This window comes from Brevibacillus nitrificans, assembly GCF_003710965.1.
Classification (GTDB): Bacteria; Bacillota; Bacilli; order Brevibacillales; family Brevibacillaceae; genus Brevibacillus; species Brevibacillus centrosporus.
Map to the genome: position 1 here is coordinate 35,460 of NZ_RHHU01000012.1, position 22,857 is coordinate 58,316.

The following is a 22,857-nucleotide window of genomic DNA, read 5'->3' on the forward strand; positions in this document are numbered from 1 at the left end:
TATGTCTGTAGGAAGAAATGAATTGTGCCCCTGCGGGAGCGGGAAAAAATACAAAAAATGCTGTGGCGTGGTCACTCCGATTACGGAGTTGCGCAGTCGTCATGAGCAAAAGCTGCAGAAGGAATACGCTGGCTGGGTAGAACGTCTGAACCACTTTGTGGGGGGCAACGTCACCAGTGATGCGATCCAGGAAGCCCGCAGCCGCTTTGCTGAAGAGATTGGCTTGACGGAAGAGAGCGTTATGCGTCCGGAATGGGCGGCGCACTTCTTCAACTGGTATGTGCTGGATGTTAGAAATGCGGGCAGCACGCTGCTGGAGAATTACGTGAAGCAGCATGGCCGCCGCATGGAGCCAGATCTACGCCGTGCATTTGCCAGACTTCATCTGAATGTATATGAAGTGGTGGAAGTAGATCGGGACGTGATGACGGTACAACAGCCAGTCAGCCACGAGACCCACTACCTGCTGCGTTCGAACAATTTGCATGTGGAAGTAGGTCAAATGATCGTCGGTCGCCTGTTGAATCTGGGACTGCGCGATATGCTGTTCTCAGGCAGCATTATCCTGCAGCCGCATGTTAAACAATCGCTGCTCGATTGGCTAAAAGAGCATCCAGAAGTTGAGGATGCAGCGAATGATACGGGCAAGCGCGTGTATACGACAGATTTGTACCGTTTTATCGTTTCGTTCGGGGATGATGAGACGGGCGAAGTGAAACAGGCAGATGCTCTGCTGCGACGCAGCTACGCATTGGCAAATCGTGATCAATTGATCAAGGAAATGGAAGCGACACGCTCTTTTGAGCTGAAGCGTCGAGATGCCGCTGGAGAAATCTGGGTATATGCGACGCGCAAGGAAGAACATCTCTTCCCAGCGCTGAAAGGGGCTTTGCTCGAGCTGTATGAAGTACAGGCAGAGCTGATGATTTCAGATGACAAAATCATGCTGGAAGGCTTTGCGCCGCAGCTGGATGAAGTAGCAGATCTCTTGCAGCTGCATCCAATGCAAAACGAAGAAGAGATTCGTGTACTCTCTTCGACTGGCTCCAAGCTTTCCAAAGGCACGCTGTTCATCACCAGTCAGCCCACTTTGCCGCCAAAAGTACTGCAATGGGCCGTGCAAACCTATTTCGCAGAAAAATGGCTGGTTACACCGCACGAAGCTTTGGATGAGCTCGCGCCAATCCTGGTTGCGGCATCGGATAATGCCGAGCTGAATGGCAAGCTGCAAAGCCTGATGGAGCAGATGGAACAGGACAACAAGCTGGGGCAAGGTCTGGCGCGATTCATTCGCATGGACATGCTCCGCCCAAGACTGACTTTGAAAAATGAGACGCTCCACGTCAACAACTTGCTGCGCCGCCCTTTGATCGAAGGCTTGCCGGAAAGCGTCTATACCGTGCATCCCGATCGATTGGCTGACATCAGCCGCTTTGTCCATGAAATGACCGAGGGCAAATCGGAGGCGACGGTGAAAAAGTACGACGAGGTCATGAACAACTTCCGTTCCTTCGTTCGTGGTGCTTTTGGACCGAGCTTCACTTGGGAACAGCTGCGCAAGGAAGAACTCGCCTACTTCTTGGTGCACGATATCTACGCACGTACAGATGCGACCACGAAGACGCTGGCGACCAACCTGCTGTCTGTTCTCACCGCGTTTTTCAAATGGCTGGACAAGCAGGGCGTAGCCAACGTACACGCAACCATGCAGCCTTTGCTGGCAGAGCTGAAGGAAACTCTTCCGGAGGCATATCGCCTGCGCGGTGTACTGGAGAAGGAAGCGAATCAAAATCTGCTTGGCCAAGCAAGCCTCTCTGATCTGACAGAGGAAACGTTCCTGCTGCTGGAGAAGAACAAGGACGGCTGGACGGCGAAGCGCGCTAACGGAGAAAAAATTACGCTGTCTCTGGCAGCGGATGCCACAGACGTATTGGCTTCGGATTGGCTGATCGCTGGGCTCTTCGGTCAGACCGAGGACGGCAGCTGGAAGGTATTCGGCACACCGGAGCTGTATCCGCCAGTTGTTGCCATGCTGCTGGGTGCTCCGACTAGTGTATTGGTATAAGGAATAAGAAAGGGTGTCCTCTGTAGAGCAAGCTGCAGAAGACACCCATTTTTGTTAAAAGAAAGGGCAATCCCGAATGTGAGGGATTGCCCTTTTTCAGATGTGGACTTAGCTGCGAGCCCAGTCACGAACCGTTTGATCATTCGGCAGGAAGAATCCAAGGACCCCGATCAGAGGCAACAGGGAGCAAAGGGTAATGACAAAGGTCAGATCGAACGTGTCCGCAAGAGAACCGAACACGAGACTGCCTGCGCCGCCCATACCAAATGCCAAGCCAGTAATGAGGCCAGATACGGTTCCGATTCGTCCAGGGAGCAGCTCCTGTGCATACACGACCGTAACCGAGAAGCTGGAGAGCATGATCAAGCCGCTGAGGAACAGAACGGGATAGACCCAAATGCCAGAGACGTAAGGCGTCAGGATCGTCAAGGGAACAGCACCAAGCGTAGAGATAATCAGCAGGTTGCGCTTCCCGAAACGGTCGGAGAGAGGACCTCCCAAAAAGGTTCCGATCGCGCCAGCCATCAAAAAGCCAAAGACGACGACCTGCGCGTGAGAGTATTCGACCCCTTTGACATACATCAAATAAAACTGGTAGAAGCTTTGAAAGCCTGCGTTCATCCAGGACCGGACGCTGACGATCAAGACCAAGAGACCCAGGGCGATGAAACGTTGCTTGCGATGGCTGTAAGCGGCGACATCAGTTGCTGCTTTTTTCAAGCGCTGTTGTCCGCGATACCATAGGGCGACATACAGCAGGACACCGCTGGCGAGAATAGCTGGCCACAGGAACCATTGGGCTCCCGCTTGACCTAAGTTCGCAAAAATCAGGATCGTCATCAGAGGAGCCAAAGCTTGCCCCGCATTTCCCCCTACCTGAAAGATCGATTGTCCCAGCCCTCTGCGAACACCGGAAGCCTGGTGGGCAAAGCGGGATGCTTCCGGATGGAAAACGGCAGAGCCGATCCCTACACAAGCGACAGCCATGAGGACCAGGTAGTAATTGCCTGCGAAAGCGAGAGCGAGCATACCGAGCCCGGATACTAGCAAGGCGAGCGGCGGCAGAAATGGGCGGGATTTGCGATCAGATAAATAGCCGACAACCGGTTGAAGGATAGAGGAGGTAAGGTTCATTACCAAAAGAATTAGGCCGACTTGCGTAAAGCTTAAAGCGAGGTTTTTTTCCAGGATGGGCAGCAGTGCTGGAATAACAGATTGCAGGCTATCATTCAACAAGTGAACGATGCTGATTGCAAAAAGCATCCGGTACACGGTAGGAGCTGCCTGCCCAGTCGGTGATGCATGAATGGGTGTGGATGTGGCGCTCATATGGTTCATCTCCAATATTTTTTCTGCGAAAAACGTTTCAAAGCGCTTTTCTTCTCTTTCGTACGGCTGTTTCCTAGTTAACAATTTTCACTTTAGCACGGAACTCCCCAATCGTCACCCCTGTAATACTGGCATATGGAGGATGGGCATAACGGTCGAAAAAACACGGAACTTTCCGAACTGGTAGGTAAATGAACATCTCTTGTCGAAAAAGAGGTAAGGATGAAAAAAGATGAATCAACCGTGTGCAATCGGCTGGGAGGGGTGCTTGTATGCTGGAGGGGATGAAAGATTACTGGCTATGTGTAGGTGGCGCCAATGTAGATATGCAGGGAGTCACTTCGGTCAGATTGCTTCCCGGAACGAGTAATCCAGGAGTCGTCCATCAAACGGCAGGTGGAGTAGCTCGTAACGTTGCGGAAAGTTTGGGCTGGCTGGGCGAAGAAGTGCATTTGTACGCCTTGGTAGGGGAAGACTCCGATGGCGAATGGCTGCGGCAGATTACAGCAGACAGCGGTGTTGCGACGCATGGCATGTTTCGAGTGCCAGGCAGATCGACAGGGCGCTATTTAGCGATTTGTGATCTGGATGAAGAATTGTACACGGCTGTTGCGGATATGGCTATCAATGATGCCTGGAGCGCGGCCATGATCCAGAGCGGCCTTCTGAGCTTGCGGCAGGCGGCGGGCTTGTTCATGGACGCAAACCTTCCATTGCCTGTCATGGAAGCCTTTCTAACAGAAGCCAACCGACTCGAAAAGAAAGTGATCGTGGATCTGGTTTCTGTGAAAAAGGCGGAAAAATGGAAGGGACTGCTTGCTGGGATATACACCATCGTGGGCAGTATCGATGAAATGGAGACGCTTTGTGGTCAAATCCTGCACTCCTATCAGGATGTGGAGAAGTGTGCGAAGACCTTGGTAGATGAAGGGGTTTCCCAGGTCATGATCATGTGCGGGGAAGCAGGTCTTTACTTGTGCAATCAAACGGAGTCCTTCTGGCTATCGCCGCCAGCTGCCCCGATCCGCGCTTCAGCGGGAGATGCGTTTGCAGCAGGAGTCATCTACGCGCAAAACAAAACCCAGCGTCTCGTTGAGCAGGGAGCATTCGGCATGGCCATGGCAGAGCTAAGTATGGAGAGAAAAGGAAACATCGATTTGAATGAGCTGTCTAGGCGTGCAGAGTTCTTTGTCACCAAACCAAATCCTTGGGTCAATGGAAACCTCGAATGAGATGACGGTTCTTGAGCAAACTACCGGGTAGCTTCACAACAAGGAGGAGTGTACCCGTGGAAAAGAAATCGAATGATGTCAATGGGAAACAGGAAAGTCATGTTCGTCAGGGAGGCGACTCTCATCGCTCGACAAACAAGCGCTCAAAAGGACCTGTGCAAGGCTTCAGCCAAGCCCCACGCGGTTTACAATAAGTAAAACAGCGGGAAAATCAAGAAACCTCCATCGACAAAAAGATGGAGGTTTTTCATGTGCAGGGAACATTTTTCTACAAATGCAGACAATGGTATGGTACAATATCGGAATCAGATGATTCCCATCTGAAGAAAAAAATAGTGCATCCTGTCTGTTGGCACTGTTCACAATCGTGCCTCTCTTTTCCTTTTTTGAAAAAGGCTATCTCTAGGAGGAGCGACCGCGACATTCGCGGGAATGTTACCAAAGCGATGCCCTGCGGCAGCTTTGTTTTTCGCTCCTGAATGTATAAGCGGACATGCTTATGCATTCTATACGATCAAAAAGCGTGCGCGAACAAGGAGACTGATACATATGCCTGAAAAGGTAACAAGACAACGCGCCTCCGCTCCCCGAAAGAAGCAACCGGGACGCAGTCGCAAACTTCGCAGATTAGTTGTGCTTTGTAGCTTTATCGCATTGCTCTTGGTTGGCGGGGCAGCCGGTGCGATTTATTGGAAAATTAATGACACTCTGGATACAGTGACGCAGCCAAAGGATAATTTCACTTCAAACGTATCGCAAAATATCGATCCTGAGTATCACAATGACAAGCCGATGTCCTTCATCATCCTCGGTTCGGACAGCCGTCCGGAGACAGGCTCGATGAACACGGACGTGATGATTGTGGCAGTAGCCAATCCATCTACCAAAAAAGTGACAATGGTTTCCATTCCTCGGGATACACGGGTCAAGATCCCCGGCTACCGTGACTATCACAAAATCAATTCTGTATATGCAAACGGGGAAGCTGAGCGTCGTCAGGCAGAGCGCAACAATCAGACGCCGACAGAAGACGGCATTTCGCTTACCAAAAAGACGATGAATGAAATTTTGGGGATTCCCATTGAGCATTACGTTGCCATTGATTTTGATGGCTTCAAGGCAGTGATTGATGAACTTGGCGGAGTAGAAGTGAATGTAGATCGCAAGCTGGTATATGACGATCCGACAGACGACACGCACATTAATCTGAATGAGGGCCTGCAAACCTTAAATGGCGAACAAGCTCTGGGCTACGTGCGCCACCGCCATGACAATCGGGGAACCAAGTATTACTCCAGCGATTTTGACCGCAATCGCCGTCAACAAGAAGTGATCAAGGCAGTCGTGGATAAAGCAGCTTCTCTGGAAGGTTTGACAAAAATCTTCAACATCATGGATGTAGGGGCGAAGAACATACATACGGATCTTTCCAAAGATCAAATCAAAGGCTTAGCTTTTGACTTTAAAGGCTTCAGTGCTTCCATGGTCAATGCCTTGGACAACGGAGCTTATTGGCAAGGCGGGTACACCTTCCTGGAGAAAGACAAACTGGAAGTCATTCGTGAGTCCCTGCAGTCAGAGATGGGGATATCGGGCAACGTGGTTGCGCAGTTGAACAATTCACCTGTGCTTGGGTCGAATGAATCAGCAGTGGCAGCTTCCAGCAGCAGCAGCACCAAGCCAGTGAAGAAGAAAACGACACAATCTGCTGCGGCTTCTTCTACGCCAAAAGAAAAACCGCCTGTCGAGGAGGTCAAAGAGGAACCGGATACGCCGGAAGCGCCAGCCGATGTGGTAGCAGAAGGCGAAGCGACTCCTCCGCCGGATGTGGTGAGCCCAGAACAACAACAGGGGCAAACGACGCAAACGCCTCCGACACAAAATGGAGCGGTTACGACAACACCTGAGGCGGGAACAGCACCACCGCCGGATATCGTCCCTCCTTCGACACAGGATGCCAGCTCTACTCCAAGTTCGACGAGTCCCAAAAGCAGCTCCTAGTGATCCAATTTGGCAGCGCCAATGACACAGACACCCGCTCGCAGGCCATGAGCGGGTGTTTTTTTATATATTTTATTGATACATGCCAGCAGAGTACATTTTCGAATAACTTTTTTAATAAAATATTCAAAGGAAAGGTTTAGAAAACACCAAATACATGGTACAATAATAATATGCTGATAAGACAGATTAATCAGATAATTATTGCATTTTGACTGGAGGGATTTGGATGACGATTTTCTTGGTGAATCTGTTTCTGGTGATTGCTTTTGTGTACCTGATCAGCCGCCAACAAAATGAAGAATTAGTGTATGATGAAGATTTTTTCCTCCAGAACCCCTCAGCCTTGGAAGAATATCAGCAGATGCCGATTGATTTCCAACATGCCTTTTTCCGCAAGCATAAGGAGTGGATCAAGGAAAAATATATGCGCGGAGAAAGTTACATTTTAGGGTACTGCCCGAACAAAGAAGTACGACGGGCATGGCTATCTGAATTTATGAACCAAAAAAATATGAACAACTCACCGACCCCTTCCTCGTGAAGGGGTTTTTCGTTTGCGATTTGATCGTGGTATACTGCTGAAAGAGCAGGATGGTTGGAGAGGAGCAAATGACGTGCTGCAATTCCTGGTAGAACAATTAAATGAGCATCTGGCTTCGCACGGTACGATTGTCGATGTCCTTCTGCGCTCGGACCAATCGTTAGTGGAGGAGCAAGAAATAAGGGAAGTCATACTCACTTTCGCAAAAGAGGAGCAATCAGGCAAGCCTTTGGCCACGATTCATCTCTTTGAGCTGGAGGAAGCGGAGAGCTGTGAAGTGGAGGTTGAGGTGGAATTTACGACAGAGAGGACCGCTGAGGAGACCCGCGTGATGTGGGAGCAAGCGAGAGCCCTCATCCCGAAAATCTCGCTCACGGAAAAGAAGCGCTTTCTGGAGCCAGGGCAGCCTGCACAGACAGCTTACATCCTCGATTATCACTTTATCCTGGAGAGTCCAAAAACAGAAGCGGAAGCAAGCCAATTTGCCCGCGTTCTAAAGCAATTTTCCAGTGATCTCGGAAAGCTGGTACGGTTGAGCTGATTGACGAAGAGAGGAGGACTCAGGGATCGAACAAAGCGGTTCTCCTCTCCACACCAAGTTCATGCAAAACGGGGCAGGATTTTTGGAGGGCGAAGGAGAATCTACAGAGAGCATGGATATGAATGAATATTCACTCTGTAATAGGCAGGAGGCGGAAGCTCCCATTCTGAATGTCTGCTCAGAAGAGATTTTTTATTCCGAAAATAAATAGTTTCGTGTATCATAAGAGATGTCACCTTATAAGAACTTTTGTCGAAAGACTTTTCATCGTATTTGAATTCTTGCAATATAATAACATACTGTTCAAATTCATTTGATTGGGGGCACTCGCCTTGATGAATCATAATGGCATACTGTTGGGGAAGCGTCACTTTTTATACTCACTTGCACCGTTGATAGAGGTGGAGGGATGGACGTTTACCGTTGCCCCGGGTTTTAAAGTGATCGCGGGTGGAAGTGCTAACCCGCTGCAAACATTGATAAGTGTATATCGGGAAAACGAAAAAGTCGCACAACTCGTTCTCCATCATAGACGCTCTGATTCCGATGTGACAGTGCAAGCGGTCTCCAGTGAGATCATGTTGGAAATCGCTCCGGCGACTCGAACCGTAAGTGTTGCAGAAAAGCAGTGAAGCACTCGTGGCGGAGTGCTTTTTTTGTACTTTATTCACGATCCCGCTAGCTGGACGTAGACAGAGAGAGCAGAAGGAGGAAAGGGTATGAAGTTGAACGAATGGAAGCTAGGTGCTTTCGAGCTGACATGGTTAAAGGGTGGGCTTACGCAATTGGATGGAGGGGCCATGTTCGGGGTTGTTCCGAAACCGTTGTGGAGCAAGAGATACCCGGTCAATGAGCTCAATCAGATTCCCCTGCGTGCGGACCCGATTCTGCTTACAGCACATGGAAAGCATATACTCATCGAAGCAGGGATGGGGAATGGTCGTTTGACGGACAAGCAGAAGAGAAACTACGGGTTGGTGGAGGAGTCCCAGATCCTAGAGTCCCTTGCGGCAAAAGGTCTGACTCCTGCGGATATCGAGATCATCATCATGACACATATGCACTACGATCACTGCAACGGACTGGTGTCCCTGCAGGATGATCAGCTTGTTTCGACGTTTCCCAACGCAGTGATTTACGTGCAAGAGCAGGAATGGGCGGAAATGAGAGAGCCAAACATCCGCTCGCGCAATACATATTGGGAAGACAACTGGCGTCCGATCGAGCAGCAGGTAAAGACGTACCAGGACGTGCTGGAGCTGCTGCCAGGCATATCTCTTCATCATACGGGTGGTCACAGCCAGGGGCATGCCATTGTGAGGCTGGAGAGCGAAGGGAAGCTGGCTTTGCATCTCGCAGATATCATGCCGTCTCACGCACACAACAATCCCCTGTGGGTCATGGCCTATGACGACTACCCGATGAATTCCATTTTCGCCAAAGAAAAATGGATCAAGGAAGGGATTGCGCAAGGTGCCTGGTTTACGTTTTACCATGATGCGATCTACCGTGTTGTAAAGTGGAATGAGAGTGGAGAAATCATCGATCACGTGGGTGTAGAGCTATAAGGAAGTGCCGGGGACGCTCATTGCAGAGCTAGCCCCGGTTTTTTCTTTTCTCAAACAGCGGTATCGGAAATCGTTGAAGGGTAATAGAAATTTTTCATAATCCAAAAATTTTGAATGCTCATTGACGAACACGTGCTTCCTCTCTACAATGAGTACATTGTGAAGCGTCTGTTCTGGCAGACGATGCGAACAGAACAGTTGCCGAGGAGAGAGAACATGGGTAGAGTGTCATCATTGTTAAAGGAGTTTCATCCGATCGTCTGGTCACTGGTGGTCGGGACGGTATTCGTTCGGGCAGCTAGCTCCATGAGCATGCCTTTCTTGTTTTTGTACCTGTCCAACAACACGGATATGGATCTGGCGACGATTGGTCTGACGATTGGGGCAGGGCCACTCGCCGGGACGCTGGGTGGGTTTATTGCAGGCACATTATCCGACCGGATCGGGCGCAGGAGGGTCATGCTAGGGGCGCTGTACGTCTGGACGCTCGTCTTTGTGGGATTCGCCATTAGTAAAAATCCGATGGTCCTGCTTGTGCTCAACATGGCAGGTGGACTCTGTCGATCGTTCTACGAGCCGGTTTCGCAGGCGTTGATGGCAGACGTAACCGCTCCTGAGAAACGTTTTCGGGTGTTCAGCCTGCGTTATACGGCGATCAATGTGGGCGTTGCGGTTGGGCCGATTGCAGGCGCCGTACTTGCGAAGACCTCTGTTGCACTGCCTTTCATGGTTACGGCTATCATTTACTTGATCTATGTGATCAGTTTGCAGGGATTGCTGAACAAGTTTGGCATCAAGAAGATTGAAGGGCAAAAGAAAGAGGCTGTCACGTTTAGGCGTGCGTTCAGCGTAGTTGTTCAAGACAAGGCATTTCGGTTTTATATGATGGCCGGAATGCTGGGAGCCATCGGTTATTCACAGATGTCCTCGACGCTGGCGAAATTTGCCGAGATGACGGTAGCAAACGGGACAGAGCTGTTCGCGGTACTCATGAGTATTAACGCCATCGTCGTGGTGGTCATGCAGCTGCCGCTAACGAGCTGGGCAGAAAAAAAGACGCCCCTCACAGCGATTTTCGTGGGGAACGTCATGTATGCCATCGGAGATATCGGCTATGCCTTTGCCAATTCGTGGCTGATTTTTATCATCGCTATGGTCTTCTTCACCTTTGGAGAAATACTCACCTTTACCTCAGGAGATGTGCTCATTGACCGAATGGCGCCAGAGGGCATGCGAGGGAGCTACTATGGGGCAAAAAGCTTCAGCAACGTAGGCCAATTCATCGGTCCATGGCTGGGCGGAATCTTGCTCGCATCCTACGGGGGGACGACCTTGTTCCTCGTCGTTGCCGCGTTCTCGATGATCAGCAACGCCTTCCAATGGGCTGGGCAGCGCGCCTATCTCGCGACCAAGGGGCACTCGATCAACTACGCACGTACGGAATCACTCTAAAGCTTGAATGACCCGTTCTGCAATGCGCTGGTAGCCTGCGGTATTCGGGTGGAAATGGTCCGTGTACAAATAGGATTTTTCCTTGTTCACAAACAGATCATAGGTGGGGACAACGATGACGTGCGGGTACTTGGATGCGATTTCGGAAGCGGTATAGTTCCAATCCAGTACCGGCTGAATCGTGTCGACAGAAGCTTCTGTGTCCCCAAACGGGTTGTACAAGGTGGTGTAGACGATCGTCGCCTGCTTGTTTACAGCACGAATTTGTCGGATAATCTCTTCGTAATTGGCTGTCAGCTCTTTTGTAGCTGCGGCCAATTTTTCTTTGTCGATGGTATAGAGGCCACCCGTCTGGCGAAACATGTCATTGCCACCGATGGTAAACAAGACGAGATCCGCTTCGGACAGCAAGGTTTTTACTTGAGATTGAGACATTTGCTTGACCAAGTCCGTGGATTCCTGACCGTTAATTGCCAGGTTGGAAAACGTAATCGGCTTGCCCAGCTTTTTTTCCAATGCCTGCCGGACGAGACCCGCGTAGCCTTGGCCATTCGCGTCCCCTGCTCCGCGCGTGAGTGAGTCACCTAATGCCACTACCTTTTGGACTCCTTGCGCAGGGAGAGGAGCTGTTTGCTCAGATGGTGCAGGTGACGATGTCTTTGCCGGAGCGATCTGCTGCGGGTTCATGGCGAGCACAAAGCCCGTTGCGAACAGTAAGAAGGATAGAAAAGACAAGAGTCCAGTTGTACGCCAGAGCAGTTGTCCAGATGTACGCATCGGATACCCCTCCTATTCGATGTTGGGTGGAAGAACGTGGTATAATGTGGATGGACATCTCTTGACAGTGTACCATAAACAGATCGCTTCCAACAGGCGATGGGGCGGCAATAGAACAGGAGGGTGCACATTGACCGAAACGGTACTTTCTGTAAAAGGATTGCACAAAAAGATCGGGGGAAAACCGATCATTCACAATATAACCTTCGATGTCTTCGCTGGAGAAGTGTTTGGATTTCTCGGGCCAAACGGTGCAGGGAAAACGACGACCATCCGCATGCTTGTCGGGCTGGCTGCCGCTGATGGTGGGGACATCCAAATCGGAGGCATTTCCCTACAGGACCAGTTCCCGCAAGCGATCTCCCAGGTAGGCTGCATTGTGGAGAATCCGGAGCTGTACAAGTTTATGACAGGCAGAGAAAATCTGGAGCAGTTTGCCCGGATGAGCGGAGGCATAACGCCTGAGCGGATCGACGAGATTGTCCGCTTTGTTGATCTCGAGAGAGCGATTGACGATAAAGTAAAGACCTATTCACTCGGCATGCGGCAGCGTTTGGGGATTGCCCAAGCGATGCTGCACCGTCCCAAAATCCTGATCCTGGATGAGCCGACAAATGGACTGGATCCGGCAGGGATTCGGGAGATGCGTCAATTCATCCGCAAGCTGGCAGAAGAGGAAGGGCTGGCCGTATTCATATCGAGCCATTTGCTCAGCGAGATCGAAATGATGTGCGATCGTGTCGCGATTATCAGCCAGGGGAAGGTCATCTCCGTCGGGTTGGTGAAAGAGCTGATGGAGCAGTTCGCAGATCAGGTGGATTGGACTGTGCAGGAAGCGTCAGTGCCAAAAGCAAGAGACGTGCTGAAGGGCCATCCCGCTGTAACCGAAGTGTGGGAAGTGGGAGATGGACGCCTGAAGTGCCGGATGGATGTGGAGCGCGTCAGTGACGTCAATCAGACGCTGGTGCGGGCGGGGATTCCTGTACTCGGAATCGCAACGAAAACGGTGACGCTGGAAGATCTGTTCCTGACCTTGACGCAGGGAGGTGGCAATCGTGGGACAGAGCATGCTGGGATTGGTTCAAAATGAAACGGTAAAATTGCTGCGCAGGCGCCGCTTTCTCGTCGTCGTCCTGATTCTGGCGATCCTTATACCGATTTTTACATACGCGCAGTATCGTTCCGTCGTGACCGCCCAGGAGCGGATGGGAACATCGGATTGGCGGCCACTCTTGACTCAGCAGATCGTTGACATGCAAAACAGGCTGGCATCCAGCCGATTGCCTGATGAGTGGAGAGATTTTATCAAGGTCAGGATTCAGCAGCAGCAGTACTATCTGGATCATGACATCAACCCCATGGCACCGGGAGGACCTACCTTTGCCCGAGGCTTTATGGATCAGGCGGTCTCGATGTTTTTGCCGATGATCATCGTCGTCTTGGCGGTGGACTTGGTATCCGCTGAGTTTAGCGAAGGGACGATCAAGCTGCTGCTGACACGACCGGTCCGAAGGTGGAAGGTGCTGACGAGCAAGTATCTTACGCTCTTGCTGTTTACGTCACTTACGGTGCTGATGACGTTAATCCTGGCATACCTGATGTCCGGAGTCGTCTTTGGGTACTCGGGTTGGACGCTTCCCATCCTGACCGGTTTCGAGGTGACGGGGGGCGAGCTGGAAACAGCAGGGGCATTTATGATTCCGCAGTGGCAATTTTTGCTCCTGCAGTATGGACTGGGCTGGTTTGTCTGCGTGGTCGTCGGCACGGTGACATTTATGGTCTCCGTGCTGGTGCGAAGTGCAGCGGCAGGTATGGGGATCATGATGGCGGCCTTGATCAGCGGGACAATTTTGACGCAGATGGCCTCGTCCTGGGAGTCCTCCAAGTACCTGTTTGTCGTGAATCTGCAGCTGACCGATTATTTAAATGGCACTCTGCCGCCGATCAAAGGGATGACGCTGCCGTTTTCGCTAACAGTGCTGACGGTTTGGGCGATCGCAGCTTTAGTCGTGGCCTATACGGTGTTTATTAGAAGAGATGTCACCTCATAGCGACAGGGAAACAAAGGAACCCCGTTCTTGCTTATTCATCAGGCAAGAAGGGGGTTTTTGCCTATGCCCGCCTAGTAAAGGATAGCAACCAAACAGATCTCTACTCCTTCTGTTTTTTCCGCGCATAAAACTCAGCTGCCTTGTGCCGGTTCCCACACGTTTCCATGCTGCACCAGCGCCGCTTTCCTGATTTGGAGATATCGATAAAGTGCAAAATGCAGTCCTCATGCTCGCAGGCGCGTATGCGATCCCGAGATACGGTCTGCAGCGTGTAAACGATAGAGGCGAGGACTTGGTAGGTAATGTGATCATCCGTATGCAGGCCCTCGTTGACTAGCTCTAGACGACCCTCGAATGCGCGCAAAGTAAGCTTTACCTTTAGTGGATCAGTCAAGCTGCTCAGCTGCTGTACGCTCGATGGGGAAAGTCCCGCTTGCTGGAAATCCTCAAGGACAGCGAAGCAAATATTGCGTAAAGAACGAAGGACGTCCGTAATCTGACGAAAGGTTTCTTTGTTTTCGAGTTCTTTTTGATCACTCTCACGAAGCAGCTCATTTGCCATAAGCCATGCCATAAGTCGCTCTGGGTCATCCAAGACATCAATCTGTCGCTTGTTGATCGTGTTGACGAGATTGATCCAGACAGCTCCGCCTAACGTAAAGCGTGTCGTTTCCATAGGGGCTCACCTCTCTTTTATTATAACCGTTAAAAATACATTTACAAGGTTTGGTAGATCATGTATTCTTTAACCATTAAAACGAAATATTAAAGGTTATAAGGGGTGAGTGAGATGGGGACAGCTGGTGAACTAATGCTGCGGGACAAATTTCAAACAAATGGCATACGTGTGGGACAAAAATTGACACCCTTGCTGAGTAGCTACGTGGAAGCGATGGAGTTCTTTTTCATCGCCACAGCAGATCGCGATGGAAACTGCGATTGCAGCTTCCGGGGAGGCTCTCCTTCTGTAAAGGTGCTGGATGACGAGACGCTTATCTTCCCGGATTACCCAGGCAATGGGGCTTTTCAAAGCTTGGGCAACATCGTGGAAAACCCGAATATCGGCATGTTGTTTATTGATTTTTCCCATCAGCAGCGTCTGCGGATCAACGGAAAAGCGGAGGTGCTCGACGATGAAGAGCTGCGGCGCTGGTTTGTGGGCAGCATTCAGGTGGTGAAAGTAACTGTCGAGCAAGTGTATCGAAACTGCTCAGCACGCATTCCGAAATTAGTCAGTCTATCAAAAGGAGAGTGAAGGGACCATGGCTTTGACAAAAGGGGTCAACCATGTAGGATTGAGTGTCACGGATTTGGAGGCTAGCAAGGCATTCTTCACCGATATACTGGAATTCGAAACAGTGGAATATGCAGAAGGACATCACGCTTATGTGACAGACAAAGGAACGATGATTACGCTCTGGCAGACAGCTGAAAAGGAAGCATCGGTGAATGTAGCCGGACTCCATCATCTCGCGCTATCTGTTGAGTCTGTAGCCGTGTTGCGACAGATCGAGGAACGGATGAAAGAGAGGGGGATTCGCCTTTCGTTTGGAGGGATTGGGGTAAAGGGGCAGGAGGGAGGAACGATCGCTTTGTTCTGCTATGACCCCAGTGGGATCCGCATTGAGCTGACTACACCGGAACGTGACACGAAAAAGGAAATCCCCATCATCGGCGGCTGCGGCGCAGTAGAGTAATGGGGAAAGAAAAAAGGACACGCGAGCTGCAAAAGCTCACGCGTCCTTTCTGCTATTCCCAGGTCAATTCTTTCGTAGTTTCGATCAGCTCATTCAGGCTCACGCCATTGGCAGAAATCACGACGTACAAGGATTGATTGTCTGCTTGTGCATTAAAGTGAACGGCATGCTGTACAGTTGTAGCCTTCGTGCCCTGCTGATCAAACGAGACGCCGATCGCCTGCTCTCCGCCTACCGTAAACAACTGCGTAGCGGAAAAGGTTCCGGGGATGGAGAGACTGCGTTTTCCGTGTGTATTCCGGACGACATCGATTTTGATCCAGCTGTTGTTGCGCTTGTAATCGGCCGTAAGCCGCGTTACTTTTTGGCTGGTCTCCGATTCGTACTGGACCGACACGTCGTTGACCGCAAAGCCGCTCGCCGATGCAAGGACAGGTACAGGCAAATCAGATGCTTGTACAGCCGTCTCTAGGTCTGAAAAGGTAGAAAGTGTAATAGCGGCTTTTTGCACAGCAGGTGCGGGCGGCCCGACAAGCGCTTTGGCAGACTCCGCTTGATCTGTTTCCGTGTCATCCAAAGCAGTCATGGTACTGAATGTTTGATTCGAATCCGCAAGTGCAGCTGCCTCCTGTTTTGCGACTGGAGCATGGTTCTCCTTGGCTGCCTTGTCAGCTAATGCGACTGTTTCATTTTGGGCAGGTGCTTTCGCCGCTGCTTTTTCCTCTGCAGCGTTACGGGCTAGAGGCTGCGAATCCGGGGCTTTGGATCTGGACTCGGGTGCAGCCGTCTTCGCCTGCGGAGCCACCATCGCGACGGATTGTTTTCCAGCCGCTAGAGGCGCGTCTGCCGCCTTTGGCTGTACAGCTTCCGAAGCTGGGGCAGCAGCAGGGGGCTGCTCTTTTGCCACTTCCGTGTTCACTGCCATCTTTGCCGTAGCGGGTTGTTGTGCATCTGCTGCGGCTGGAGCTTGATTTGTCTGACTGTTGATGGCAATCTCTGTGTTGGCTGTTCCGGCGGCACTACTCTGCGGCATGGAAGCTGCCATTTCCTGATTACTGGATTGAAGCTGTTGGTAGCCTGCTAAACCAACGATCAGCAAGACAGCTGCGGCACTGACCCAGGCGAGTGAAGGGAAGCCTTTGGTCCGACGCTTGCTTGTGATCGGAATGGGTGCTTGTAGCGATTCAGTTGCGGCATGAGGGGGCGTACCTTGACCGGCGTCCTGGTAGATGGCCTGCATAATTCTCTCTTCCAGGTTCACCGATGGTAAAGGAACCTCCTTCAAGAACTGCACCTCCTCGTCTGTATCCAATAGTTTTTCGATCCACGCCATGCAATCATCACAGGTTTCAATATGTGAGATCACATCGCTGTCCGTGTCTTCTTCCAACCATGCTTTTCTAAATGCCTGGCAGTTCATGTACGAGCCCCCCTTCCTTGCGGGTTAACAATTTTGCGAGTTCCTGGCGAGCGCGCAGGTATCGGACGCGGGCGGTCGACTCGGCAATGCCGAGAAGCGAAGCGATTTTTTCGAAAGGATATTCATGCGTGCAACGAAGCACGATTACTTCTCGATAGGTGTCCGATAGCAAAGCGAATGCTTCTTCGATTTCGCGACGCTGCTCCTTATTCATAAGCGATTCCTGAGGAGACTCATCTCGCGTGTTGGCTGGTACATAGGCCAGCTGCTCATCTGAGTCATGGAACTTCCGACGACGCAGGAAGTCGATGCTCTTGTTGCGGGCCAGTGTGTGCAGCCAGGAAGAAAATTGACTGTCACCCCGGAAGGTAGACAGCTTTTCATACGCTTTGACAAAAACTTCTTGAGTGAGATCCTCCGCATCGGAGCGATTGTTTACCATCTTGTAAATAAAAACGTAGATCATATGCTGGTATCGTTGGATGAGGTCGCGATACCCTTCGATGTCGCCCTGAAGAATCCGCTGAATGATTTCGGCGTCGGATTGCATTGAATCTCCGGCCTCCCTTCCCTCTATGAGACGCTGGTATTTTTAAAACGTTTCAGACCAGCGTTTCCATTTCTATAATATCGTACGGATAGCCTTGTTCCACGAGAAAAAGCTGACGATGGAGCGAAAATTCCTGCTCCCGCGTATCTCGTGTCACAAGTGTATAAAAATGCGCCTTGTTATCATCCGGTTTGGGACGTAGGATACGCCCGAGCCGCTGTGCTTCTTCCTGCCTGGATCCGAAAGTTCCGGAGATCTGGATCGCGACGTTCGCGTCCGGCAGATCCACGGCGAAGTTTGCGACCTTGGAAACGATGAGGCGCTTGATTTCCCCTTTTTTGAATTGCTGGTACAAAAGCTCACGTTCACTTTCAGGCACTTTTCCGGTAATGAGGGGCAGCCCCAAAGCAGCCGCCATTTGGTCAAGCTGATCGACGTATTGCCCGATGATCAGCACCTGATCGTGGGAATGCTGGTCCAGCAAGTAGCGAACGACCTCCAGCTTCCTTGGATTCTCTGCAGCAATGCGAAACTTTTGCCGAGTGGATGCACGGGCATAAGCTTCCCGCCATTTTGGCTCAAAGGGAAGACGAATTTCCCGGCAGAGAGCTTCGGCAATCCACCCTTGTTCCTCCATGATTTTCCAAGGCACCTCATATTTTTTGGGGCCGATCAAGGTAAAAACGTCTTCCTCCCGTCCATCCTCCCGAACGAGAGTCGCCGTCAAACCCAGTCTGCGCGTGGCCTGGATACCGGATGTTACCCGAAAAACAGGCGCTGGCAGCAAATGAACCTCATCGTAAATAATAAGCCCCCAATCGCGCTCTGAAAAGAGTTTCATGTGAGGAAATTCATCTTCAGCACTGGGGCGAAAGGTCAATATTTGGTAAGTGGCCACGGTAATGGGCTTTACTTCCTTGCGATCTCCTGTATATTCACCGACGAGCGAGGGATCCAATCCCGTTTTGTCGAGGAGCTCTGAGATCCATTGGCGTACGGAGGTCGTATTGGTTGTCACGATCAGCGTGGCCGTCTGCAGCTGGCAAATGGCTCCAAGTCCAATCACGGTTTTCCCTGCCCCACAGGGGAGGACCAAGACCCCACTGCCACCGGTAGCAGCTCCTCCGGAGTGAAAGGCGCGAACAGCCTCATCCTGATAAGACCGCAGAGCAAATGGTCTTCCTGCCGCTGTGATTTCTCGCCAGCTAACAGGACAGCTCTCGCCCGCAGTATAGCCCGCAATATCCTGGACGGGATAGCCCAGATGGATCAGCTCCTGTTTGATCAGTCCCCGGGCGTATGGCTTGATAATAAAGCCTTCGTCAGCTCGGGATTCGTCCAATAGCTGGGCAACCGATTTATAGCTGGTAAGCTCTGTGAGAATGAGAGGATCGTCACTTATTAAAAGGATGTCGTCCCCAGACTTTTCCAGACGGATGCGACCGTAACGGCTCATGGTTTCTTCCAGCTCGCGGACGATAGTGGGAGGAACCCCGTATTTACTATACGTGGTCAGAGCCTCTGATACCTGCTCAGGCGTCATTCCACCAGCCGCAGCATTCCACAGCGACAGGGGAGTGATGCGGTACGTATGCATGTATTCAGGGCTTTTGATCAGCTCGGCAAATCCAGATATGGCTTGTCTCGCTTCCGTAAATAGCGGATGCTGGGTTTCCAGCAGGATCGTTCGGTCACTTTGCACGATCATGGGCAAATCTGGACGGTAAGACAAGTGACTCACCTCATTTACAAGCTACATATATTCATACAGAACCATGGTATCACAATCGGGAAAAGAAAGAAAAACAGACAGGTAACATTTATCCGGCGGTGGGAAACAATATCCCAAAGCACGTACGGAAGGGAAGGAGGGTCGGACGGATGGTCGGGGCCTGGTTCAATTTGGGCATGGTTGTGCTCCTCGTGTTCCTCAACGGATTCTTTGTGGCGACGGAGTTTGCTGTCGTCAAAGTGAGGGAATCCCGCATAGCTCAATTAGTGGCAGAAGGTAACAGCAGGGCCGCAGATGTGGAGAAGCTCCTGCACAATCTCGATGCCTACCTCTCTGCGTGCCAGCTTGGAATCACGCTCGCCTCACTCGGTCTCGGGTGGCTGGGCGAGCCAGCAGTAGCTCACTTGCTGTACCCGGTCTTTCGCTATTTTGGTTTAAATGAGACGCTGATCAGCAGCATTTCGATCATCATCGCTTTCTCCGTGATTACCTTTCTGCATATCGTTCTGGGGGAGCTGGCACCGAAGACGATGGCGATCCAGAAGACGGAAATGATCGTGCTTGCGGTAGCAAAGCCCATCATGTGGTTTCACAAAATCATGTATCCCTTCATTCATCTGCTCAACTGGTCGGCATCGCGCTTTCTCGCCTTATTTCATATTTCAATGGAGCCGCATCAGGAGGCGCATACAGAAGAAGAGATCCGGATTCTCGTTAACGAAAGTCACAAGAGTGGCCTGATTGACAACACGGAAATGATGCTGGTGGACAACATTTTCGATTTCTCCGAGACGATGGCACGGGAAATCATGGTTCCCCGGACGGACATGGTTGTATTGAACATCCGTGATCCCTTCGAGGAGAACGTCAGGCTCGTACAAAATGGAAGATATACACGCTATCCGGTCGTAGATGGGGACAAGGATCACGTCGTTGGCAGTCTCCACATCAAGGACATGCTGACGGGACTTCTGGAAGGCGAGCAGCGGGAACTGGAGTCGCTTATGCGCTCGGTTCTGACGGTTCCCGAGACAATCTCTATCAGCAGGCTGTTGACGATGCTGCAGAAGCAACGCGGTCAGATGGCGATTATCATCGACGAGTATGGGGGAACGGCCGGACTGGTCACGCTGGAAGATATTATGGAAGAAATCGTCGGCGACATCCAGGATGAATTCGATGATGAGCGTCCAGAGGTAGAGCGCCGGGACAATATTCTCTCGCTCGACGGCAGGATGCTGCTCGAGGAAGTCAGCGATTATTTGGATATCGATCTGGAGTCAAGCGAAGTGGATACGCTCGCAGGCTGGATTTACATGCAGTTCGATCATTCGCCGCGAGTCGGTGACATGGTGAGGCAAGGCAACTACCAGTTCATCGTCGGGGAAGTGGATCATTACCGGATTACGCGCGTGATTGTGAAAAAGCTGCCTGTTGAGGAAGCAGTGGTGGAGACCTGACAAGGGACATCACTGCTTTTCTTTGTTTGTAAATATAGTGAGCGAACATATACTGAGTGTTATAAATCGAAAATCAACTAAGAACATCAGGAAAATCGGCATTCATTTCAAAGAAAAGGAATCGAAAATGTTGATGAAAAAATCTTTGAAACCTTGTATGATATGGTATAATGATTCAGAGTTCGCTCGATGGCTAGTAGTATAGTCATGAGTAGAAAGTAGCAGAGCCTAGAGGAGGAAGTAGAGATGAGACGAGCAGTCAGTATGGGACTGACCGCGTTGCTGGCGTTTTCTTTGGCAGCATGCGGCAATCAAACAGGTGGACAAACGGAGACAAGCGCAAATGCAGCAAAACCAAGTGAGCAAGCACAAACTGTGAAATTGGGTTTGACGCAATTTGTGGAGCATCCAGCTTTGGATGCCATTCACCAAGGGATTTTGGATGGGTTGAAAGCTTCTGGATATGAAGAAGGCAAGAACCTGGAAGTAGACTACCAAAACGCTCACGGTGATATGAACAACACCGTTTCCATCGCACAAAAATATGCGGGTGACCAGAAGGATCTGGTGGTAGCCATCGCTACTCCGTCCGCACAAGCAGCAGCAAAAGCCATCACTGACAAGCCTGTCGTATTCAGTGCCGTGACAGATCCGCTGTCCGCACAATTGGTCAGCAGTTTGGAAAAACCAGACGCTAATGTGACCGGTACCTCAGATAAAGTATCCATGGAACAACAATTGCAGCTGATCAAAAAATTCCTGCCAAACTTGAAAAAGCTTGGTGTGATCTACACGACTTCGGAGGTAAACTCCGAGGTGCAAGTGAAGGATCTGGAAGCAGCAGCTAGCAAAGAAGGCGTAGAGATCGTCAAAGCTGGTATTTCACAGCTGTCGGAAGTGCAATTGGCTGCAAGTGGATTGACAGCAAAATCGGACGCGTTGTTTATTCCGATTGATAACACAGTCGTATCCTCTTTTGAAGCCGTTCTGGGTGCAGCAGAGCAAAGCAAGATTCCTGTATTTGCCTCTGACACAGACACGGTAAAGCGCGGTGCAGTTGCCACTTACGGAATTGATTACTACGGCATGGGGAAACAAACGGGGGAAATGGCTGCGAAAGTTCTGAAAGGGCAAGCAGTCGCAGACACGCCAGTAGAAATTTCCAAACAAGCCGAACTGTACATCAATGAAACAGCAGCCCAGAAGTTTGGCCTCACCGTTTCTGAAGAGCTCAAACAACAGGCGAAAGAAATCATCAAGTGATTAAAAAGAGAGCTTCATGCTCTCTTTTTCTTCTTTTAAAAATGTTTTAAGCGTGTTAAAATTAGAAAAAATTTTTAAGGGGGTTTATTGATCAAATGTTCAAACAAAAGAAAACAGTAAAAATGATGAAGAGTTTTTTATTTCCCTTGTTGCTTTTGTCCGTCACCGCGTGTGGACAGCAAAGCGCCACTCCGGCTAACAACCAAAGCACCGCGCCTGCAGCAAGCACGCAGGAAGCTCCTGCTGCCGACAAGCAGCTGACAATTGGGATCTCCCAATTCGTTGAGCATCCAGCGTTGGACGCAGCACGTGAAGGCTTTGTGGCACAGCTCGCGAAAAACGGCTACGAGGATGGCAAACAAATCAAAATCGATCTGAAATCTGCGCAAGCAAGCATGGATACAGCGATCTCCATCGCACAAAAATTCGAAGCTGACAAAGTAGACCTGGTGCTGGCAATCGCAACACCAACGGCGCAAGCGGCAGCACAAACAAGCAAAGAAATTCCGATCCTTTTCACAGCGGTTACGGATCCAGTAGAAGCAGGGCTCGTGAAAACCATGGAAAAACCAGAAGGCAACGTAACAGGTACTTCTGACATGAACCCAGTGGAAGAGCAACTGAAGCTGATCAAGGAAATGAAAGCTGATGCAAAAACGGTAGGAATTATCTACAGCTCTGGAGAAGTAAACTCCAAGGTACAAGTAGACGCAGCCAAAGCGGTTGCAGACAAGCTGGGCCTGACGATCCAAGAAGCTGCTATCACGAGCGCTACAGAAGTAAAGCAGGCTGCTGAGTCCATGGTTGGCAAAGTAGATGCATACTACATTCCGACAGACAACATGGTTGTTTCCTCCATCGCTGCTGTACTGGGTGTTGCTGAATCTCAAAAAATTCCAGTGATCGCGGGTGAAGAAAACTCCGTGAAGAGCGGAGCGATCGCTACTTACGGTATCGACTACACCAAGCTGGGTGCACAAACGGCTGACATGGCTGTGAAAATCCTGAAAGGCGAAGCAAAACCAGGCGATATGCCAGTGGAAATGCAAGCCGATATGAAATTGGTATTGAATAAGAAAGCTGCGGAAAAAATGGGAGTGACCATTCCGCAAGCGATGCTCGACCGCGCAGGAGAAGTGGTAGAGTAATACATGCAGTAACGGGAGGACTTCTTC

The 22,857-nt window shown here is 50.7% G+C and carries 22 protein-coding genes; 16 read left to right on the forward strand and 6 right to left on the reverse strand.

What is annotated here, in order from left to right:
• Nucleotide 1 precedes the first annotated feature (1 nt).
• Entirely contained in the window at nt 2-2,065 is a 2,064-nt protein-coding gene (locus tag EDM59_RS20080; protein ID WP_122925254.1) for a YecA family protein, read from the forward strand.
• Between the two features lie 108 nt (nt 2,066-2,173).
• Here the strand turns inward: EDM59_RS20080 and EDM59_RS20085 are convergent, their stop codons facing one another.
• Nucleotides 2,174-3,394, reverse strand: a complete 1,221-nt coding sequence (locus EDM59_RS20085; RefSeq protein ID WP_122925255.1) for an MFS transporter — start codon at nt 3,392-3,394, stop codon at nt 2,174-2,176.
• Between the two features lie 272 nt (nt 3,395-3,666).
• Between EDM59_RS20085 and EDM59_RS20090 the strand changes: the two genes are divergently transcribed.
• The 8 genes from EDM59_RS20090 (at nt 3,667) to EDM59_RS20125 (ending at nt 10,732) form a co-directional block, all read left to right on the forward strand.
• Nucleotides 3,667-4,626 (forward strand): carbohydrate kinase family protein, encoded by a 960-nt coding sequence (locus tag EDM59_RS20090; RefSeq protein ID WP_122925256.1) that lies wholly within the window; start codon nt 3,667-3,669, stop codon nt 4,624-4,626.
• A 56-nt stretch (nt 4,627-4,682) separates the two neighbouring features.
• On the forward strand, nt 4,683-4,820 hold the full coding sequence (locus EDM59_RS31145; protein WP_170184459.1) for a hypothetical protein: 138 nt from the start codon (nt 4,683-4,685) through the stop codon (nt 4,818-4,820).
• Nucleotides 4,821-5,175: 355 nt separating this feature from the next.
• The gene (locus EDM59_RS20095; protein ID WP_122925257.1) at nt 5,176-6,627 is read left to right on the forward strand and encodes an LCP family protein; all 1,452 of its coding nucleotides are present in this window, start codon (nt 5,176-5,178) and stop codon (nt 6,625-6,627) included.
• A 229-nt stretch (nt 6,628-6,856) separates the two neighbouring features.
• On the forward strand, nt 6,857-7,171 hold the full coding sequence (locus EDM59_RS20100) for a hypothetical protein (protein WP_092267556.1): 315 nt from the start codon (nt 6,857-6,859) through the stop codon (nt 7,169-7,171).
• A 13-nt stretch (nt 7,172-7,184) separates the two neighbouring features.
• Nucleotides 7,185-7,712: a hypothetical protein gene (locus EDM59_RS20105; RefSeq protein ID WP_246011131.1), complete on the forward strand. Its 528-nt coding sequence runs from the start codon at nt 7,185-7,187 to the stop codon at nt 7,710-7,712.
• A gap of 335 nt (nt 7,713-8,047) precedes the next feature.
• Entirely contained in the window at nt 8,048-8,344 is a 297-nt protein-coding gene (locus EDM59_RS20115; protein WP_122925259.1) for a hypothetical protein, read from the forward strand.
• 87 nt (nt 8,345-8,431) lie between these two features.
• A complete protein-coding gene (locus EDM59_RS20120) occupies nt 8,432-9,280 on the forward strand; it encodes a YtnP family quorum-quenching lactonase (protein ID WP_122925260.1) in 849 nt (282 codons plus the stop codon).
• A gap of 216 nt (nt 9,281-9,496) precedes the next feature.
• Nucleotides 9,497-10,732, forward strand: coding sequence for an MDR family MFS transporter (locus EDM59_RS20125; RefSeq protein ID WP_122925261.1), 1,236 nt, complete (start codon nt 9,497-9,499; stop codon nt 10,730-10,732).
• Here the strand turns inward: EDM59_RS20125 and EDM59_RS20130 are convergent.
• Nucleotides 10,724-11,509: a GDSL-type esterase/lipase family protein gene (locus EDM59_RS20130; protein WP_122925262.1), complete on the reverse strand. Its 786-nt coding sequence runs from the start codon at nt 11,507-11,509 to the stop codon at nt 10,724-10,726. The two genes, EDM59_RS20125 and EDM59_RS20130, sit on opposite strands and share 9 nt — an antisense overlap.
• Before the next feature lie 130 nt (nt 11,510-11,639).
• Here EDM59_RS20130 and EDM59_RS20135 point away from each other — a divergent pair, with 130 nt between their 5' ends.
• Nucleotides 11,640-12,599, forward strand: a complete 960-nt coding sequence (locus tag EDM59_RS20135) for an ABC transporter ATP-binding protein (RefSeq protein WP_122925263.1) — start codon at nt 11,640-11,642, stop codon at nt 12,597-12,599.
• Nucleotides 12,577-13,560, forward strand: coding sequence for an ABC transporter permease (locus tag EDM59_RS20140; RefSeq protein WP_183192985.1), 984 nt, complete (start codon nt 12,577-12,579; stop codon nt 13,558-13,560). The genes EDM59_RS20135 and EDM59_RS20140 overlap by 23 nt, the downstream gene beginning before the upstream one ends.
• A 100-nt stretch (nt 13,561-13,660) precedes the next feature.
• Here the strand turns inward: EDM59_RS20140 and EDM59_RS20145 are convergent, their stop codons facing one another.
• A complete protein-coding gene (locus EDM59_RS20145) occupies nt 13,661-14,236 on the reverse strand; it encodes a CGNR zinc finger domain-containing protein (RefSeq protein WP_122925265.1) in 576 nt (191 codons plus the stop codon).
• 114 nt (nt 14,237-14,350) lie between these two features.
• Between EDM59_RS20145 and EDM59_RS20150 the strand changes: the two genes are divergently transcribed.
• Together EDM59_RS20150 and EDM59_RS20155 are read left to right on the forward strand one after the other, a co-directional pair.
• Nucleotides 14,351-14,815 (forward strand): pyridoxamine 5'-phosphate oxidase family protein, encoded by a 465-nt coding sequence (locus EDM59_RS20150; RefSeq protein WP_122925266.1) that lies wholly within the window; start codon nt 14,351-14,353, stop codon nt 14,813-14,815.
• A 7-nt stretch (nt 14,816-14,822) separates the two neighbouring features.
• On the forward strand, nt 14,823-15,257 hold the full coding sequence (locus EDM59_RS20155) for a VOC family protein (protein ID WP_122925267.1): 435 nt from the start codon (nt 14,823-14,825) through the stop codon (nt 15,255-15,257).
• A 52-nt stretch (nt 15,258-15,309) separates the two neighbouring features.
• Here EDM59_RS20155 and EDM59_RS20160 read toward each other — a convergent pair whose 3' ends face one another.
• Genes EDM59_RS20160 through EDM59_RS20170 form a run of 3 tightly spaced genes read right to left on the reverse strand, consistent with a single transcriptional unit; the run spans nt 15,310 to nt 18,959 of the window.
• On the reverse strand, nt 15,310-16,677 hold the full coding sequence (locus tag EDM59_RS20160) for a hypothetical protein (protein WP_122925268.1): 1,368 nt from the start codon (nt 16,675-16,677) through the stop codon (nt 15,310-15,312).
• Nucleotides 16,658-17,227: an RNA polymerase sigma factor gene (locus tag EDM59_RS20165; protein WP_055746429.1), complete on the reverse strand. Its 570-nt coding sequence runs from the start codon at nt 17,225-17,227 to the stop codon at nt 16,658-16,660. Before EDM59_RS20165 ends, EDM59_RS20160 begins: the two co-directional genes overlap by 20 nt.
• 52 nt (nt 17,228-17,279) lie before the next feature.
• Complete coding sequence (locus tag EDM59_RS20170) at nt 17,280-18,959, reverse strand: DNA repair helicase XPB (RefSeq protein WP_183192972.1); 1,680 nt, start codon at nt 18,957-18,959, stop codon at nt 17,280-17,282.
• Nucleotides 18,960-19,108: 149 nt separating this feature from the next.
• Here EDM59_RS20170 and EDM59_RS20175 point away from each other — a divergent pair, with 149 nt between their 5' ends.
• From EDM59_RS20175 to EDM59_RS20185, 3 genes are all read left to right on the forward strand, one after another.
• On the forward strand, nt 19,109-20,419 hold the full coding sequence (locus EDM59_RS20175) for a hemolysin family protein (RefSeq protein WP_122925270.1): 1,311 nt from the start codon (nt 19,109-19,111) through the stop codon (nt 20,417-20,419).
• Between the two features lie 246 nt (nt 20,420-20,665).
• Complete coding sequence (locus EDM59_RS20180; protein ID WP_122925271.1) at nt 20,666-21,682, forward strand: ABC transporter substrate-binding protein; 1,017 nt, start codon at nt 20,666-20,668, stop codon at nt 21,680-21,682.
• A 95-nt stretch (nt 21,683-21,777) separates the two neighbouring features.
• Nucleotides 21,778-22,830, forward strand: coding sequence for an ABC transporter substrate-binding protein (locus tag EDM59_RS20185; protein WP_122925272.1), 1,053 nt, complete (start codon nt 21,778-21,780; stop codon nt 22,828-22,830).
• The last annotated feature ends 27 nt before the right edge of the window (nt 22,831-22,857 follow it).

Bases quoted from the DNA above. Each gene is read 5' to 3' on its own strand.
- EDM59_RS20080 (WP_122925254.1), top strand. From the start codon at position 2: ATGTCTGTAGGAAGAAATGAATTGTGCCCCTGCGGGAGCGGGAAAAAA.
- EDM59_RS20085 (WP_122925255.1), bottom strand. From the start codon at position 3,394: ATGAGCGCCACATCCACACCCATTCATGCATCACCGACTGGGCAGGCA.
- EDM59_RS20090 (WP_122925256.1), top strand. From the start codon at position 3,667: ATGCTGGAGGGGATGAAAGATTACTGGCTATGTGTAGGTGGCGCCAAT.
- EDM59_RS20095 (WP_122925257.1), top strand. From the start codon at position 5,176: ATGCCTGAAAAGGTAACAAGACAACGCGCCTCCGCTCCCCGAAAGAAG.
- EDM59_RS20100 (WP_092267556.1), top strand. From the start codon at position 6,857: ATGACGATTTTCTTGGTGAATCTGTTTCTGGTGATTGCTTTTGTGTAC.
- EDM59_RS20115 (WP_122925259.1), top strand. From the start codon at position 8,048: ATGAATCATAATGGCATACTGTTGGGGAAGCGTCACTTTTTATACTCA.
- EDM59_RS20120 (WP_122925260.1), top strand. From the start codon at position 8,432: ATGAAGTTGAACGAATGGAAGCTAGGTGCTTTCGAGCTGACATGGTTA.
- EDM59_RS20125 (WP_122925261.1), top strand. From the start codon at position 9,497: ATGGGTAGAGTGTCATCATTGTTAAAGGAGTTTCATCCGATCGTCTGG.
- EDM59_RS20130 (WP_122925262.1), bottom strand. From the start codon at position 11,509: ATGCGTACATCTGGACAACTGCTCTGGCGTACAACTGGACTCTTGTCT.
- EDM59_RS20140 (WP_183192985.1), top strand. From the start codon at position 12,577: ATGCTGGGATTGGTTCAAAATGAAACGGTAAAATTGCTGCGCAGGCGC.
- EDM59_RS20145 (WP_122925265.1), bottom strand. From the start codon at position 14,236: ATGGAAACGACACGCTTTACGTTAGGCGGAGCTGTCTGGATCAATCTC.
- EDM59_RS20150 (WP_122925266.1), top strand. From the start codon at position 14,351: ATGGGGACAGCTGGTGAACTAATGCTGCGGGACAAATTTCAAACAAAT.
- EDM59_RS20155 (WP_122925267.1), top strand. From the start codon at position 14,823: ATGGCTTTGACAAAAGGGGTCAACCATGTAGGATTGAGTGTCACGGAT.
- EDM59_RS20160 (WP_122925268.1), bottom strand. From the start codon at position 16,677: ATGAACTGCCAGGCATTTAGAAAAGCATGGTTGGAAGAAGACACGGAC.
- EDM59_RS20165 (WP_055746429.1), bottom strand. From the start codon at position 17,227: ATGCAATCCGACGCCGAAATCATTCAGCGGATTCTTCAGGGCGACATC.
- EDM59_RS20175 (WP_122925270.1), top strand. From the start codon at position 19,109: ATGGTCGGGGCCTGGTTCAATTTGGGCATGGTTGTGCTCCTCGTGTTC.
- EDM59_RS20180 (WP_122925271.1), top strand. From the start codon at position 20,666: ATGAGACGAGCAGTCAGTATGGGACTGACCGCGTTGCTGGCGTTTTCT.
- EDM59_RS20185 (WP_122925272.1), top strand. From the start codon at position 21,778: ATGTTCAAACAAAAGAAAACAGTAAAAATGATGAAGAGTTTTTTATTT.